The sequence below is a fragment of the Rhodococcus sp. UFZ-B548 genome (assembly GCF_903819475.1).
GTDB lineage: Bacteria > Actinomycetota > Actinomycetes > Mycobacteriales > Mycobacteriaceae > Rhodococcus_F > Rhodococcus_F erythropolis.
Genome location: NZ_CAIJDS010000019.1, coordinates 104,332 through 120,677, shown reverse-complemented (window position 1 = coordinate 120,677; position 16,346 = coordinate 104,332). Strand labels below are relative to the sequence as shown.

The 16,346-nt window shown below is 62.1% G+C and carries 12 protein-coding genes; 8 read left to right on the top strand and 4 right to left on the bottom strand.

Annotated elements, in window-relative coordinates; genetic code table 11:
- The coding region (locus H7C86_RS18075; RefSeq protein ID WP_182261962.1) for a DUF222 domain-containing protein at window positions 1-523 on the bottom strand (523 nt) is incomplete at its 3' end.
- Window positions 524-639: 116 nt separating this feature from the next.
- Here H7C86_RS18075 and H7C86_RS18070 point away from each other — a divergent pair.
- The 7 genes from H7C86_RS18070 to H7C86_RS18035 all read left to right on the top strand — a co-directional run bounded on the left by H7C86_RS18070 (window position 640) and on the right by H7C86_RS18035 (window position 12,163).
- Window positions 640-1,938: an SWIM zinc finger family protein gene (locus tag H7C86_RS18070; RefSeq protein WP_259349237.1), complete on the top strand. Its 1,299-nt coding sequence runs from the start codon at window positions 640-642 to the stop codon at window positions 1,936-1,938.
- On the top strand, window positions 1,935-3,419 hold the full coding sequence (locus tag H7C86_RS18065; protein WP_182261961.1) for a DUF5691 domain-containing protein: 1,485 nt from the start codon (window positions 1,935-1,937) through the stop codon (window positions 3,417-3,419). Before H7C86_RS18070 ends, H7C86_RS18065 begins: the two co-directional genes overlap by 4 nt.
- The gene (locus tag H7C86_RS18060; protein ID WP_182261960.1) at window positions 3,416-4,531 is read left to right on the top strand and encodes an AAA family ATPase; all 1,116 of its coding nucleotides are present in this window, start codon (window positions 3,416-3,418) and stop codon (window positions 4,529-4,531) included. Before H7C86_RS18065 ends, H7C86_RS18060 begins: the two co-directional genes overlap by 4 nt.
- Complete coding sequence (locus H7C86_RS18050; RefSeq protein WP_220463464.1) at window positions 4,528-6,714, top strand: DUF5682 family protein; 2,187 nt, start codon at window positions 4,528-4,530, stop codon at window positions 6,712-6,714. The genes H7C86_RS18060 and H7C86_RS18050 overlap by 4 nt, the downstream gene beginning before the upstream one ends.
- Entirely contained in the window at window positions 6,711-7,874 is a 1,164-nt protein-coding gene (locus H7C86_RS18045) for a VWA domain-containing protein (protein WP_046379481.1), read from the top strand. The genes H7C86_RS18050 and H7C86_RS18045 overlap by 4 nt, the downstream gene beginning before the upstream one ends.
- A gap of 92 nt (window positions 7,875-7,966) precedes the next feature.
- A complete protein-coding gene (locus tag H7C86_RS18040) occupies window positions 7,967-9,589 on the top strand; it encodes an MFS transporter (protein ID WP_020971136.1) in 1,623 nt (540 codons plus the stop codon).
- Window positions 9,590-9,826: 237 nt separating this feature from the next.
- Window positions 9,827-12,163: a bifunctional diguanylate cyclase/phosphodiesterase gene (locus H7C86_RS18035; protein ID WP_021331710.1), complete on the top strand. Its 2,337-nt coding sequence runs from the start codon at window positions 9,827-9,829 to the stop codon at window positions 12,161-12,163.
- 1 nt (window position 12,164) lies between these two features.
- On the opposite strand, the gene H7C86_RS18030 is transcribed toward H7C86_RS18035, so the two are convergent.
- Window positions 12,165-13,289 (bottom strand): GGDEF domain-containing protein, encoded by a 1,125-nt coding sequence (locus H7C86_RS18030; protein WP_249347384.1) that lies wholly within the window; start codon window positions 13,287-13,289, stop codon window positions 12,165-12,167.
- 287 nt (window positions 13,290-13,576) lie between these two features.
- A complete protein-coding gene (locus tag H7C86_RS18025; protein ID WP_182261957.1) occupies window positions 13,577-14,383 on the bottom strand; it encodes an alpha/beta fold hydrolase in 807 nt (268 codons plus the stop codon).
- 75 nt (window positions 14,384-14,458) lie between these two features.
- On the opposite strand from H7C86_RS18025, the gene H7C86_RS18020 reads away from it, so the two are divergent.
- The gene (locus H7C86_RS18020; protein ID WP_182261956.1) at window positions 14,459-15,220 is read left to right on the top strand and encodes a DUF2127 domain-containing protein; all 762 of its coding nucleotides are present in this window, start codon (window positions 14,459-14,461) and stop codon (window positions 15,218-15,220) included.
- On the opposite strand, the gene H7C86_RS18015 is transcribed toward H7C86_RS18020, so the two are convergent.
- Complete coding sequence (locus H7C86_RS18015; RefSeq protein ID WP_020909485.1) at window positions 15,204-16,343, bottom strand: cation:proton antiporter; 1,140 nt, start codon at window positions 16,341-16,343, stop codon at window positions 15,204-15,206. The genes H7C86_RS18020 and H7C86_RS18015 overlap by 17 nt on opposite strands.
- Window positions 16,344-16,346: the final 3 nt, after the last annotated feature.

The window sequence follows — 16,346 nt, the reverse complement described above, 5'->3', positions numbered from 1 at the left end:
TATCTTCGGCGGGCGGAATCTCATCGGATTCGAACACTCGCTCCAAGGTCGCGATGACGTTCCGTACTTTCGTGGTCGTGGCCTCCACGCCCGACGCAGCAGCCAACAACAAGTCGATACAGCGAGGGAGCGCCTCCTCCGGCATGCCCTTCGGCGGTGATTCGCAGAACGCCACGATCAACACTGCATGATCGAACGAGCAGTCCCCGTCATCGAATCTGGCCGCCACTGCCGGAAACGGGCGTAGCGCTGCACCGAGGGCGGCGATCTTCTTCCCGTCCCGGACCTGCAGCATCGTGTTTGCCGCCAACCACGCACCGACACCGCGGCTGGCGATCACCTGATCATCGGGACGCATCGACAACTCGTCCACCACCGCCACCCGCACAGCCTCGAGACGCAGAATCTCCGAACTCGCCTCGATAGCGACGGCCCGCAGCTCCGCCGTGGTCAGCTGCCACAGACGTCCGCGCAAGCCCACCGCAGAACCACAAACGACGTCAGATGATGTGTTGATACTCATTGAATCCCCCGATCCCCACCTCAAACCATATTCGAATATGTGTTCGAGTCAAGAGCTAATTCACTAAAGAATCGGCCTGACTCTGCGATGTCAGCGGGTTGTCATACTGTGGTCGAGTGACTTCGCCGTGGACAGCTGGGCAGGTGGCGTCGGTAGCTCCCGACGCCGCATCGCTGGCCGCTGCGCGCAAGTTGGCTGGTTCGTGGAGCCATGCCGGAAGTAGCGGTCTCGCGCTCTGGGGGCTGTGTCAGGGCAGCGGCTCGAAGCCGTATCAAGCAGTGGTTGACCTGCGGGGCCCTGCATACAAGTGCTCGTGCCCCAGTCGAAAGTTTCCGTGCAAACATGCTCTGGGGCTGCTGGTGGAATGGTCGGAAGGGCGTGTGCCGTCGACGGACGAGCCGGCCGACTTCGCGGCAGAGTGGTTGTCGCGCCGCGAGGAGAAGGCCGAGAACACCGGCGAAAGCGGTGACGAGGTTCCCAAGAAGTCTCCCGACCCGGCGACAGCGCAGAAGCGTGCCGACCGCGTTGCGGGCGGGCTCGTCGAATTGGACCTGTGGATCACCGATCAGATCCGCAGTGGTCTGGCAGCGATGGACACATCCTGGGCGGGCTTCGACGCGGTAGCCGCTCGAATGGTGGATGCTCAGGCGCCCGGTATTGCAGGCACGCTTCGAGCATTGGCGGGAATCGTTGCGTCTACGGAGAACTGGCCCGAGAAGGTCCTCGACGAGTTGGCTCGGTTGCACCTGCTGGTCGCTGCGCATCAGAAGCTGTCCGAGTTGCCGGAAGATCTTGCCTATTCGGTGAAAGCGCACGTCGGTTATCCCGTCTCAACCGAGAGTGTGATGGAATCGATTCCGGTGAAAGAGAACTGGATGATTCTCGGTTCCGGGATCACCGAGGAGAAGCGACTGTTCACCCGAACCGTGTGGATGCTCGGCAGGAATTCGAAACGGTGGGCCATGCTGCTCGACTTCTCCCACGGGTCACCCAACTTTGCCACCGAAACGCCGCCAGTCGGGTTTCTGCTCAATGCCGATGTTCATTTCTATCCCGGTGCCGCGGCATTGCGGGCGCGGATGGGGGCAACGCACGGTGAACCGGAGCCTTTCACAACCATGCCGTTCGGAAGCATCGACGCTGCGTTGCAGCAGTTTACCGATGCCCTCGCCGCAGATCCCTGGTTGCGCTCGTGGCCGGCAGTTATCAGTTCGGTGGTCCCGTCGTTCGTCGACGGTTCCTGGTTTCTCGTCGACGGATCGGGCACAGCGCTTCGGGCAGAGGGTGATTCGGATCTTCTGTGGAAGTTGCTCGGTATTTCCGGCGGTTACCCGGTCACGGTCTGCGGAACGTGGAATGCGCTGGCTCTTACTCCGATCTCGGTTTTCGCAGGAGGGCAGGTGATCGTGCTGTGAGCACATTGATCTCGGCTGCTCTTCTCGGGACCGCCAGAACCTCAACAACATTCGAGGAGCTGCCGGCCGAAGTGCGAGGCCATGCCCGCGAACTCGACGGCGATCCTGCCGAGATGCTTCTGGCAGCAGCAGCGTTGGAGAGGGCGTACCGCCGTGGCGGTGCGGGCTCCACCACGGCGGCCGTGCCGACACCTGCTCCAGACGATGTGCGATTCACGCTGCCGGAATCCTCATCGGCGCACTTGCTGTCGATGCTTGCGGCCAAAGCGACCTTGCTCGACGAGTGGTTCGCAGTCGCGTTGGAGCGCAACTACCGTGCGCCTGATCATCTGGTCGCCGAGTTGCTTTCCTTTGCACGTGCGAGCGAAGCTCACCGGGAGAGCATCCTGCAGATCGTCGGCGAGCGTGGCCGATGGCTAGCCGCGCAAAACCCCGAGTGGAGCAAGCTCGTCCGAACCAGGGATGCAGATCCGGATGTCTGGCGTCACGGAAGTTCGTCCCAGCGCACGCAGTGGCTGATAGACACTCGCCGAACAGATCCCGCGCTGGCACTGGCCGAACTCAGAAAATCGTGGGGCACCGAGCGGGGCGAACAGAAGGCTGCATTTGTCTCGACTCTGGCAATCGGATCGAGCGCCGACGATCAACCATTGTTGGAGGAAGCCCTCGACGACCGTCGCAAGGACGTGCGACGCGCAGCAGCGGAGGTGCTCGGACGTATTCCCGAATCGGAGTTCGGGGAGCGAATGGCTGCGCGGGTTCAGAAATGGGCGCGGGTGGAGCGGAAACTGCTTCGATCCACGTTGGTCATCCTGCCGCCTGAGGAAGTCGATGCGGCGTCGAGGCGAGACGGCATCGAAGATCGGCCGAATCCACACACCGACTATCGTGCCGAGTATTTGCGTCAGGCGATCAGTTCTGCACCGTTGTCTCTGTGGAACAACATGATCGGTGAACCCGGCAAGGTCATGGGGATGAGCGTTGACGAAGGCTGGGAGCCGATCCTTCACGACGCTTGGTCCACCGCTGCAGTCGCGCAGAACAATGCGGAATGGGCGCTGGAACTCTTTCGCATACGCGGCACGGCAACCGATCGACGCCTACTCCCGTTGGTGCCGGCCAAGGCGTTGGCTGACCTGTTGAGGTCTGGAAACGGCGACGCCAATGTTCTGCACCCGGGCCGGGCAGCGATCTACGACGCTCTGCCAGGTCCATGGCCAGACGACATCACCCGGGCAGTCGTGGCCCAGTGGGAACGAGTTGCGGCCAGACGTGCCGATGGGGGCGCCAAGGCCGGCGAATTCTCGCGCTACAAATACAGCGCATCGCTACGCCTAGCCGAGAGTCGATTTCCCTACAGCGCAGTAACTTTGCTCGATCGGGCTGCGGAACGTGCACGTGACCCGGACTGGCGGCAGACCTTCGCCAGAACTGCCAGCGCCATCACCCACCGCAAGACCCTGCTCGAGGAGCTCACATGACTGACAGCGCAACCGTGCCCACCACAGAACCGGCAATGCTGATGCGGCCCCACGCAGAGCAGGAGTACGCACTCGAACTCGAAGCACTGGCCGCGCAGGACACCCGCCCGCGTCCACCGTCGTGGAACTTGTCGCCCTGGGCCGTGGTGACGTATCTGTTGGGTGGCACTCTCGACGACGGAACGGTCATTTCACCGAAGTACGTCGGTCCACGGCGGTTGATGGAAGTGGCCGTCGCAACTCTTGCCACCGACCGGGCGCTACTGCTGTTGGGCGTGCCGGGTACAGCCAAGACCTGGGTCTCCGAACACCTTTCGGCTGCAATCTCGGGTGCGTCGACGCTCCTGGTTCAAGGCACGTCGGGTACGCCCGAGGAAGCTATCCGCTACGGCTGGAACTACGCACGCCTTCTCTCGGAGGGGCCGACCGCCGGTGCGCTGGTGCCGTCACCTGTGATGACCGCGATGGAAACCGGGAAGATCGCCCGTGTCGAAGAGTTGACGCGTATTCCGGCCGACGTGCAGGACGCCCTCATCACCATTCTCTCCGAGAAGACGTTGCCGGTGCCGGAACTGGGCATCGAGGTGCAGGCAGCCAAGGGCTTCAATCTGATCGCTACCGCCAACGATCGCGATCGCGGTGTCAACGATCTGTCGTCCGCACTGCGTCGACGGTTCAACACAGTTGTTCTCCCGTTGCCGGCCAGCGAGGAGGGCGAGGTGGCTATCGTGGCACGCCGAGTCGAACAGTTGGGCGCAGCACTGGAATTGCCGACAACCCCCGCAGCAGCCGAGGAAATTCGCCGGGTCGTCACCGTGTTCCGGGAACTGCGATCAGGCACGACCACCGACGGCCGCACCAAGTTGAAGTCCCCGTCCGGAACTCTGTCGACGGCGGAGGCGATCTCGGTGGTCACCAACGGTTTGGCGTTGTCTGCGCATTTCGGGGACGGCGTACTGCGGGCATCCGACGTCGCTGCCGGAATCCTGGGTTCGGTGATCAAGGATCCGGTCGCAGACAAGGTTGTGTGGAACGAGTACCTCGAGGCAGTAGTGCGTGAACGCGGCGAGTGGTCCGACTTCTACCGGGCGTGCCGCGAGGTCACCGGGTGACCATCGTGATTCCGGACCTGCGTGTCCGGGTCTTCGGTATCCGTCACCACGGCCCGGGATCTGCTCGTTCGGTTCGGCAGGGCCTGGACGAGTTTTCCCCCGACGTGGTCCTGATCGAAGGTCCTTCGGATGCAGACCCGTTGGTGATGCTGGCGGCATCGGAGTCGATGGAACCGCCGATTGCGTTGCTCGCGTACGCCACTGGCGAACCGTCGAAGGCGGCCTTCTGGCCGTTTGCGGTGTTCTCACCTGAATGGCAAGCGCTGCAGTGGGCTGCGAAGAACGGTGTGCAGGCAAGGTTCTGCGATCTGCCCGCGTTCAACGGGTTGGCGGATCAGGGGATTCGTACTGTCCGCGAGGGCGATCCTCTGTCTGAACTGGCCGCGGCCGCGGGTTTCGACGACACCGAACGCTGGTGGGATTCGGTGATCGAATCAAGCTCGGGCGCAGATTCTTTCGATGCGATCACCGAGGCGATGGAGGCGCTGCGTGAGACAGTGCCGATCGACGAGGAGACAGCGCATCGCGAAGCGTATATGCGGCAGGTGCTGCGAAAGACGTTGAAGGATGGCGCCGAGCGGGTAGCGGTCGTCTGCGGAGCTTGGCACGCGCCGGCGTTGGTCGGAGCCCTGGGGCCTGCGGCTCCCGACGCCCGCATTCTCAAGGGGATGTCCAAGGTCAAGACCTCGCTGACCTGGGTTCCCTGGACACATTCACGCCTGGCGTCGGCATCGGGTTACGGAGCTGGAATCACCTCGCCGGGCTGGTATCACCATCTGTTCACCGCGAACGACAAGACGATCACGCGGTGGCTCACCAAAGTTGCGAGGGTGCTCAGGGACGAGGACCTTCCCATCTCGAGTGCTCACGTCATCGAAGCTGTCCGATTGGCAGATACGTTGGCTGCACTGCGTTCTCGCCCGCTGGCCGGATTGTCGGAAGTTACCGAGGCTACGAGGTCGGTGATGTGCGACGGAAACGACGTTCTTCTGGATCTGATCACACGAAGACTCGTTGTGGGCGAAGCCCTGGGCACGGTGCCCGAAGAAACTCCGACGGTTCCGCTCGAAGCAGACCTGCGAGCACGTTCGAAGACTTTGCGGCTCAAACAACAAGCGGGAGCCAAGAATCTCGATCTGGACCTGCGACGCGATATCGACGTCGAGCGTTCCCAGTTCCTGCACCGACTGGGGATCCTCGAGATCGATTGGGGAACCCCGGCCGACAGTGAGGTCCGTTCCACCGGAACTTTCCGAGAGACTTGGGCGCTGCAATGGAAGCCCGAATTCTCGGTCTCGGTGATCGAGGCGTCGCTGTGGGGTACGACGGTGGCCGCAGCGGCGGCATCACGTGTCGTCTCGAAGATCAACGAGCCGGACATCACTCTCGCGTCACTGATCGGACTACTGGAGAACTCACTGCTCGCAAACCTCCCGGCAGCTTTGTCTGCGGTTTTGGAGAGTGTGAAAACAGTTGCGGCACTAGACCATGACGTGTCACATCTGATGGCGGCGCTACCGACGCTGACCCGAACGCTGCGATACGGCGATGTGCGCGGAACCGATGTGACGGCGTTGATCGACGTCGCCGACAGCTTGTTGATCCGGATCTGCACCGGCCTCGCAGTCGCCGTCACCGGACTGGACGATCCCAGCGCCGCGGAGTTTCGCGATCACCTCGACAAGGTTCACTCGGCAGTCATGGTCCGTGACGATCGCGATGCGAGCGCACGGTGGCTGCAGGCGATGGCCGGCGTGATCGACCGTGACGACGTCAACGGTTTACTCGTCGGACGGATGGTGCGGCTACTGCGCGACAGCGGTTCGATCACGGAAACCGCTGCAGCCCAGCGCTTGTCTCGGGCCCTGTCCGTGGGCAGCGCGCCGACCGCCAAAGCCGGGTGGGTCGACGGGTTTCTCGGCGGCGGAGGGCTTGTGCTCGTTCACGATCGAGCGTTGCTCACGCTGATCGACACGTGGGTCCGCCAACTTCGTGAGCAGGACTTCATCGACACGCTTCCGTTGCTTCGACGCACGTTCGGAGCCTTCGAGGCAGGGGAGCGTCGAGCGATCGGTCAGGCGGTCAGAGGTGGACGACGCGTCGAGACGACAGTGGAGACCGATACTCGACGCGGCCGAGCGGCAATGGCGGTCGTTGCCGAGATACTGGGAGCGCGCGTATGAGCGACGACGATCAGCGCCTTCGGCGCTGGAGATTGATGCTCGGGGAATCCGCCGAAGAATCGACGGGAGGGCTGGGCCAACCGGGCGACAGTCGAATGGATGCAGCTCTCGCAGCGCTCTACGACTCGTCCGGCCCGACCAAGGGGCGCCGCCGCTCAGCCGGATTGGGGGCGTCGGCGCCGTCCGTCGCCAGATGGCTCGGCGATATCCGGACGTACTTTCCCAGCACGGTGGTGCAGGTGATGCAGAAGGACGCAATCGACCGACTGGGTTTGGCGCAGTTGCTGCTCGAACCGGAACTGCTCGATGCCGTCGAGCCAGATGTACATCTGGTCGGGACGCTGCTGAGCCTCAACCAGGTCATGCCGGAGGCCAGCAAGGCCACTGCTCGAATGGTCGTCGGGAAGGTGGTTCGGGAAGTCGAAGAGCGAATCGCGCAGAAAACGAAGGCCGCGGTGACCGGGGCACTCAATCGTTCGGCCAGAACGTCGAATCCGAAGTTGCGTGACATCGACTGGGACCGAACCATCCGAGCAAATCTGTCGCACTACCTGCCGGAGTATCGAACCGTCGTCCCCGAGCGGCTCGTCGGATACGGCCGCAAGTCGAAATCTGTGCAGCGCGACGTGGTCCTGGCGATCGACCAATCGGGTTCGATGGCGTCCAGCGTCGTCTACGCGTCCGTGTTCGGCGCGGTGTTGGCGTCGATGCAAGCGCTGAAGACTTCGCTCGTGGTTTTCGACACCGCCGTCGTCGATCTGACGGACAAACTGTCCGACCCCGTCGACGTCCTGTTCGGGACCCAACTTGGTGGGGGCACGGACATCAACCGCGCAATCGCGTACAGCCAGTCGCTGATCTCGCGTCCTGCCGAGTCGATGTTTGTTCTGATCTCGGACCTCTACGAGGGCGGTATTCGGAACGAGATGCTGCGGCGCATGGCGGCCATGAAGAATGCCGGCGTTCAGGTTGTGGTTCTGCTGGCGCTCTCGGACGACGGCGCTCCATCGTTCGATCACGACAATGCAGCGGCGCTGAGTGCCCTCGGGATTCCCGCGTTTGCGTGCACGCCGGACAAGTTTCCGGAACTGCTCGCGGTCGCTCTGGAACGCGGCGACGTGTCGGCCTGGGCGGATCAACTCGCACTCGAACAGCGCTGACTCGAACGGCACTGACTCAAACAGCCTCGAACAGCCTCAAACAGCACTGACCGGTCTGCTTCGAAGACCTGAGCACCGGGTACACCCGCACGATGGGTGACGGACAGGTTGCTGGTTCGACTACGCAGGCGGGTTCGGGGCTGGTTCTCACGGTGTTGGCGAGCAGCCAGTTCCTGATGACCCTGGACAGCTCGGTCATGAATGTTTCGATGGCGACCGTCGCCGAGGACGTCGGCACGAGTATCACCGGCATTCAAACCGCGATCACGCTGTACACCCTGGTCATGGCGACTCTGATGATCACGGGTAGCAAAGTCGGTTCGATGATGGGCCGTCGCCGAGCCTTCGCACTCGGCTTGGTCATCTACGGCGCTGGTTCTCTGACGACTGCGCTCGCTCCGAATCTCGTGGTCCTGTTGATCGGTTGGTCGTTCCTCGAAGGCGTCGGCGCGGCGCTCATCATGCCCGCGATCGTTGCGCTCGTCGCCACCAACTTCCCGGCGGAGAAGCGTCCGGCGGCCTACGGCCTCGTCGCTGCAGCAGGCGCGATAGCCGTGGCAGTGGGGCCGCTGATCGGCGGCGCGGCGACGACATTTGCGTCGTGGCGTTACGTGTTCGTCGGCGAAGTCGTGATCGTCGTCCTGATCTTGCTGGTGCTCAGCAAGGTGGTCGACGTCCCACCGTCGAAGTCGCGCCTCGACTACTTCGGTTCGATCCTGTCCGTGGTGGGACTGGGAATGATCGTCTTCGGTGTGCTGCGTTCGAGCGAGTGGGGCTGGGTGCAGGCCAAACCTGGCGGGCCGCAGCTGGTGGGGTTGTCTCCGGTGGTGTGGCTGCTGATCGTCGGGCTCCTTGTCGTTTACGGATTCCTGCGATGGGAGGGGCGCCTGGCCGCTGCGGGGAAGGAGCCTCTGCTCGATCCGGCGATGCTGAGAAACCGCGAACTCAGTGGCGGGCTGTCGATGTTCTTCGCGCAGTTTCTGGTGCAGGCGGGCGTGTTCTTCGCGGTTCCTTTGTTCTTGTCCGTAGTTCTGGAGCTCAGCGCTCTCGAGACCGGAATTCGCATCCTGCCGTTGTCGGCGGCGCTCGTCGTGGCGGCGATCGGTATTCCGAAGCTACGGCCTACCGCGAACCCGCGACGCGTGGTCCGAGTCGGATTGTTGGTCATGGTCGTCGGCATTCTGATGCTCGTGGCAGGCATGGACCCCGGCGCCAATGCGGCGATCGTGATGATTCCCATGCTGTTCATGGGTTTCGGCTTGGGGTGCCTGTCTTCGCAGCTCGGAGCCGTCACGGTGTCCTCGGTCCCGGACGAACGCAGCACCGAGGTCGGCGGGTTGCAGAACACCGCCACCAACCTCGGCGCTTCCTTGGGAACTGCCCTGATCGGATCGGTTCTCATTGCCACTCTCACGACGTCGGCGATCGCCGGAATCGAAGACAATCCGGCGGTTCCGACATCGGTGCAGCAGCAAGCGAGCACCGACATGGCCTCGGGGGTGCCGTTCCTGTCGACGACGCAACTCCGATCCGCTCTCAGTGACGCCGGCGTCGCCGAGTCCACGGCGGATGCGATCGTGGACGTGAACGAAGAAGCCAGGCTGGACGCGTTGCGTGTCGCTTTTGCCGTGGCAGCGCTGCTCGCAATCGCCGCGTTGTTCCCGACCGCTCGAATCCCCCGCGTCGCGGTCGGCGACAAACGTGGTTCGAGCTAAGAATCAGCAATCGCGGATCGACCTGGACGATCGACGGAACGACCTCTGGATATAGTGATCTGCGCACAATCGATTCGTCAGATGGCTACCGTTGTGAAGGAAACAAGCAGCGAGTCTGAAACACTGACGTTTCACCGGATAAGGGTTCGGTGGGGAGCCAGGGGAGGTTCGGATGGCCAGGCGAGCGGATTCGACGCCCGCTGATGGCGCCTGCGCTGGTGTCGGGATGCCTCACTGATGAACCGTCTGAGTCGATTGAGTCGATTGAGTCGGCAAGATCCTGCTTCGGAGACCGACTGCAACAGCCTGTTTCGCCGTCAGATCGACGAGGCTGCGGCCGTCGCGCCGTTCGCCAATCTTGCGTACATGGCGAGTTTGGTCGTGATTCTGACCTACACCGTCCCGCCCGGACGTCAGACGCTCAGGTGGTTGGGCGGCGCCCTCATCTTTCTTGTCCTCGCGAATTCGATTCGAGTATGGATACCGCTTCGCTGGCGACCGTCGAAGCACACACCGCGCTACGACTACGTGGGTCTGCTCGTCGAAGTGATCGTTGTCGCGACCCTAGACGTCGCACTTTTTGCCCTGCTCTTTCACGACATGGACGTCTTCCGCGACTTGGTTCTGATCGCGACGATGGCAGGAATCATGGGCGCCGGGACCGTGACGTTCTCCAGTCTGAGATCGGTGAGCCTGACCTGGATCTACATTCACGGCCTCGGCGTCTTCACTGTTCTCATCGTCCACGCCGAACCCCACTTTCGCGTACTTGCGATTCAGTTGTGCATCTACATGTTTGCGCTCACCGTAGGGGCGGTCTATCTGTCGGCCTCGTTCCAGAGACGTTGTCTCGCAGAGTTTCAGGCGGAATCCGAGCGTCAGACGGTGGCGTTGTTGCTCGACGGTTTCGAAGGCGGTTCCCGCGACTGGCTGTGGGAGTGCGACACCAACGGCCGGTTCTCCCACACCTCGGCACGTCTCGCCGAGGTCGCAGGTATGACGGTGGACGAGTTGCAGCAACTCACCTTCGGGCAACTCCTCACCAGACTCCAGATCGCGTCGAGTCCGGAGGGGCGTGCGGCCGCGGCCCAGATGATCGACAAACTCGAATCGAGTGCCCCCTTCCGGGACACCGTCGTGCCGGTGCATGTCGACGGTAGGCGGCGCTGGTGGTCTCTTTCCGGTAATCCACGGGTCCTCGAATCCGGCGTGATTCTGGGTTGGCGCGGTGTCGGTTCCGACATCACGGAGAGGTATGTCCACGAGCAGGAGATCCTTCGGCTTGCGGCCACCGACTCGTTGACCGGGTTGCCGAACCGTCGTGCGTTCGGTGTGGCGCTCGAGGAAGCGATCAATTCTCGGGCGCCGGACAAGCAGGTTCTCGTCGGGATTCTCGACCTCGACAATTTCAAATCGGTCAACGACACCCTTGGACATCCGATCGGGGACCAATTACTTCTCGAAGTCACGAAACGCCTGCGCAAGGTCGTAGGTTCGGACATGTGCTCGCGGATGGGCGGCGACGAATTCGGGCTGATCGTCTGCACGTCGTCGCGCGACGATCCCGGGGTGATCTTCGATCGGTACCTGGAAGTGCTGCACGAACCATTCTTCGTCGAAGGCAATCGAATAGAAGTGCGGGCCACGATCGGTTACTCCAGCGCGCCCGAGGATTCAACAGACGCCGACGGATTGGTGATGCTGGCGGATCTGGCTCTGTACGAAGCGAAGTCGACGGGGCGCAATCGAGTAGGCAAGTTCTCGCCGCTGCTGCGGGCGAGGGCATCGGCGCGGGCGACTGCGCTCCACGAGCTGGACAGAGGGATCGAGGAAGGGCAGTTCGATCTCCACTATCAGCCTCAAGTCGATACTCAGACCGGTGAAGTGGTGGCCTTCGAGGCTCTTCTACGGTGGAACCATCCCAGCCGCGGCCTCATCGGGCCCAGCCAGTTCATCTCGGTGGCGGAGGAAACCGGAATGATCATTCCCCTCGGTGCGCAGGCAATGGCGATGGCGACCGCGGCTGCTGCGGGTTGGCCGACCGGAATCGGCGTCTCGGTCAACGTTTCACCAGTGCAGTTGGTGTCGCGAGAGTTCGGTGCGATGGTGAAGAAAGCTCTGACGGATTCGGGCTTGGCTCCGCATCTGCTGCAGCTCGAAATCACCGAGACAGGTGTTGTGGACGATCGCGCGATCCGGGATCTCTACAAGCTGCGTGAGCTCGGGGTTACCGTCGCACTCGACGATTTCGGGACCGGCTATTCTTCCTTCGCCACGCTCCAGAGACTTCCAATCGACGTTCTCAAGATCGATCGCATGCTGGTCACCGACTCGGACGATCCGAAGATGTCCGTGGTGAAGTCCATCGTCGAATTGGCCGCGGCCCTCGGTATGAAATCGTTGGCCGAGGGCGTCGAGACCATCGAGCAGTTCCGCCGCGTTCAGTGGGTCGGGTGTGACCTGGTCCAGGGCTATCACATCAGCAAGGCTCTGACCGCTGAGCGGGTCGATGTGTATCTTGCCGCCACGGACACGGAAACCGGGCGCAGCGTCCACCCACTTACGTGGCTGTGAATCAGATCTGAGCCGAGCGGATCGTATTACCGCCTGCCGCTTTCGCTTGATACATCATCGAATCCGCGACATTTGTCGCCGCCAGGATTGCGGAAGCACCGCCGCTCCACGCCTTCGATTCGGCGGTCATCATCACAGCTCCGACGCTCACCGTTGTGGGGATCGCGTCGGAACAATCCGACAGTGCCGCGTTTATCCCTTCGATCAACAGGATTGTCGATTCGGGATCACCGGCAATGACAGCCAGATATTCTTCTCCGCCCGTACGAGCGATGATTCCGTGTTCGCCGAGATGTGTGCTCAATCGGTTCGCGGTTCTTCTGATGACATGATCGCCTTCGGCATGACCGTGAAGATCATTCACCGTCTTGAATTTGTCGATATCGACGACGACGAAAGCGAGAGACGAAGAATCGTCTCGGGTGCTCTCGAAGAGATCGCCGACTGCTCCCTCCAGTCCCCGACGGTTGAACAGGCCAGTGAGGGGATCCCGGTCCGAATACTGGGCATCGCGGTAGAGAGTGCGCCAGGTCAGGTGCGCAAAAATGGGAACGAGTGTGACAGCTCCGAAAAGAACGGTGCCACGGGCCAGAAGCGTCGTGATATCGACGTCGCCTTCTAGATAGGCAAGAACAAAAACGGTAGTCGTGATGGTCGTCGACCAAACGACATGAGCGACAAGCCACCTTGCGCTGACAAAAAGAGTCGCAAAGGTTCCGGTGACGGCGAAGACGGTGCAACCGAACGTCGCGGACGAGCGATCCGGCACCAGAAGGACTGCGGCCGCGATCCCGAGATCTGCGAATATCCCGAAAGCAAGCAACCCCCGGCGTCCGGGGAATGGTTGTGTGAACCAGCATGCGGCGATTCCCACACACGTGCAGATCATGAAAATCGAAAGTGCTTTGCCGGGTGTGGTCGGCGGCGTATCCGGGCCGATCAATTTGTAGAACGCGGAGAGTCCGAAGATGATCGTCATCATTCCGAGCAAGGTTCGGAAGATCGGGATGATTGCTCGGCCGGATCTCTGGTGCTTTATCCACTCGTAGTCGTGTGGTTCGTTGAACCATTCGTGAAGTGTTTGCCAAGAACTGTGCCCTTCGGAGGCGATGACAGGGCTCGGCATGCTGTCCATTTTGCCTTGGATTCAGGTAAAGAGAAAATCTGTGTTCGACCGGTTCTACCGGTTCGATTTTTTTCGGGGAAGAGGTTCTCTTATCGAGTCGAGCGCTTACTCGATGCTTGTTTCAAGCCTTCTTCGAACTGCTGTGTGCGTTGTTCGAGGCGGTCGCGAACGATACGACTTTTCGCGTACGAGACCTTCTCACGCTGTAAGCGACGCGGATGCCTCCCAGTACGACCCAGAGTGGGCGAAATTTCGTTGGGACGGATAGCCGGATTTCAGAATTCCAGTTATTTCGCGAAACTGGCGAGGAACCGCTGCAACAGTGGGTTGTAGATCTCGGGTGCTTCCCAGAACGCTGCATGCCCGACTCCCGGGATCACGTGATACGTGCCCTCCCAGAGATTCGCGAAGGTCAACGACGCGACATAGGACGTGTTCACGAACGGGTCCTCGGCGCCGTCGATCACCGCGAGAGGCACAGACGCCATTGCAACCAGAGCCTTCTGATCCGATTCGCGGCCGGCGCCGAATGCGTCGAACATGATCTTGCGAGCGCGCCCGTCCGTGCGTATCGCGGCGTCGAGGGCAGACTGCTCGAAGGGAACGGCGGTCATCCGTGCGTAGAGTTCGGCTTCCTGCGCGGTGATGACCTCGGTGCCGCCGATGGACAATCCGTCGCCGGCATTGAATGCGTCGCCGAGCGTCTCGGGATTTGCCGGTGGCGTACCGGTGATGACGATTCCGGTGAGCCCGGGGAATTTCGCGATCAACTCGAGGGCGATGTGTCCGCCGAGCGACCACCCGACGACAACCGCTCGTTCGACGCCGAGTTCGGCCAGAACATCGACGATGGCGTCGGCGTAACCGTTCTGCGTGTACGCGGCTTCGGGTTCGCTCGCGTCCTCGGAGTCGCCGTGGCCGAGCAGGTCCAGAGTGATCATGCGGTAGTCGCCCGCCCAGCCGGCGTCGACCTGATGACGGAAGATGGAGCGGCTGGCCGAGTTTCCGTGGATGAAGACAACCGGGAAACCATCGGTGGCACTGTCGTCGACTGCCATGACGCCATGCCGGGTTTCGATCTTGGTGGTTGTCATCGGAATCCTCATCGTTCGAAGTGCACGGTCAGCGGGTATCCACGCTACCGGGCATATGCGGCATAGAGTTCACCCGTGGACTTCGCATTGCGCTCGTGCAGTTGGCACGGTCACGAGACCTACGCTCCGGACGAACCTGAGCTGCGGGATCGACTACATGTGGAGACAGCGGTAGGACAGGCTTGGCGGTGCCTACGTTGCGGCAACTTCGTCCCGGGAGCGCCGCGAGCGTACGGGCCGGCGGACGCCGCTCCCGAGGTTCCGCGGGGACGGCTGCTTCGCGACCGGTTGATCATGCGACTTCTTGCCACCGAGAGAATGTTCCGCGCTCTGGGGTTGGTTCTTCTGGCGATCGGGGTGTTCAAACTCAGATCGTCGAAGGGGCGCGTCGAGGACGCCTTCGAGAACGAATTGCCGTTGATCAGACCATTGGCCCGCCAGCTGGGTTGGAACATCGACGATTCCAAACTGGTCCATCACATCGAGCAGGCGTTTTCGTTGTCGGCGACGACGCTCACCTGGATCGCGGTCGGTCTGTTGGTCTACGCGGGCCTGCAAGTGATCGAGGCCGTCGGGCTGTGGATGGTCAAACGCTGGGGCGAGTACTTCGCAGTGGTGGCGACCAGCTTGTTCCTGCCCCTCGAAATCTACGAATTGACCGAGAAGATCACGTGGTTGAGGGCCGGGCTGCTGCTGGTGAACGTCGCCGCCGTCGTGTGGCTGATCTGGAGCAAGCGGCTATTCGGTGTCCGCGGCGGCGGCGCGGCGTATCACGCCGAACATTCGGAGGAGAGCCTGCTGACGGTGGAGCGGGCCGCGGTCAAACAGGCTTCGTGAGACCGGCTTTCGACGCGGCGGCACCAGCCAGTGTTGCTGCCCCGATCGTGATCATGGCGGCGAGGAGGATGGCTGCGGGTTCACCGTCGCCCATCACCCCCAATTGAGTGCCCACCGTCACTGCGGCAACCGGTACTCCCAGTTGTGCGGCGGACAGCACGCCGAGGGGGAGCGGGAGACCGAGGGCGCGTATCGCGGCGTGAACCACGAGAGTTGCTCCGCCCAAGACCAATCCGAGCCAGATGGCGGACGGATGAGTGACGAGGTCGCGCAGATTGATCGCCGCTCCCAACCAGACGAAGAAGAGGGGCGCGAAGAAGCCGTCGGTGATCGCGAAGAGTTGTTTGGCGAGGCGGCGGGGTTCACCGATCGCGGCCAGGACCAGTCCGAAGGCGAAGCCCGCGAGCATGATCGACACGTGAGTGCTGGAGGCCAGCGCTGCCAGAGAAAAGAGGATCACCAGATTGATCCGGAGTTCGAGTGCAAACTTTCGTTTCTCCGAGAACTTGTGGAGCTTGCGCCAATGGCCGGACCGGTGGAAGGCTCGCAGTACGAAGAACAAGGCAACCGCACACGCCGCCACCGCCAATGCGCCGACACCGGCACGAGGGGCATTGTCCGGATCGATCACCAGAGGCAGCGCGACAATGCAGACGGTGTCCGCGATCGCGACCTGGGCAGTCATCTGCAGAACCGAGGTTCCACCGAGCCCCAGCGAATCGACGATGGGGAGAATCAACGCCGCGGACGACGACGCGATCAGGACCGCGTACAGCGCGGCGTGACCGGTGCCGAATGCCGTCGCCGCACCGTAGCCGGCAACCACCGACAGCAGTCCGACGACAACCGAGCGAACGGCACCCTTGCCGATTGCCGCACGAACTGCCGGATCGCGGACCGGGACGTGTGAGCCGGCCACCATCATCGTGAGCGCGAACCCGATATCGGCCAGGAACGTGAAAGTCTGGTCCGAAGAGTCGAGCAGCCCGAAACCGGTGACACCGAAGACGACGCCCGCGGCAAGTTCGCCGACCACCACGGGGACATGCCAACTGACGCGAGCGCCGAGCAGCGGACCGAGGATGCCGGCCAGCGCGACGAGGGCAAGGATGCCGAAGGTCATCGA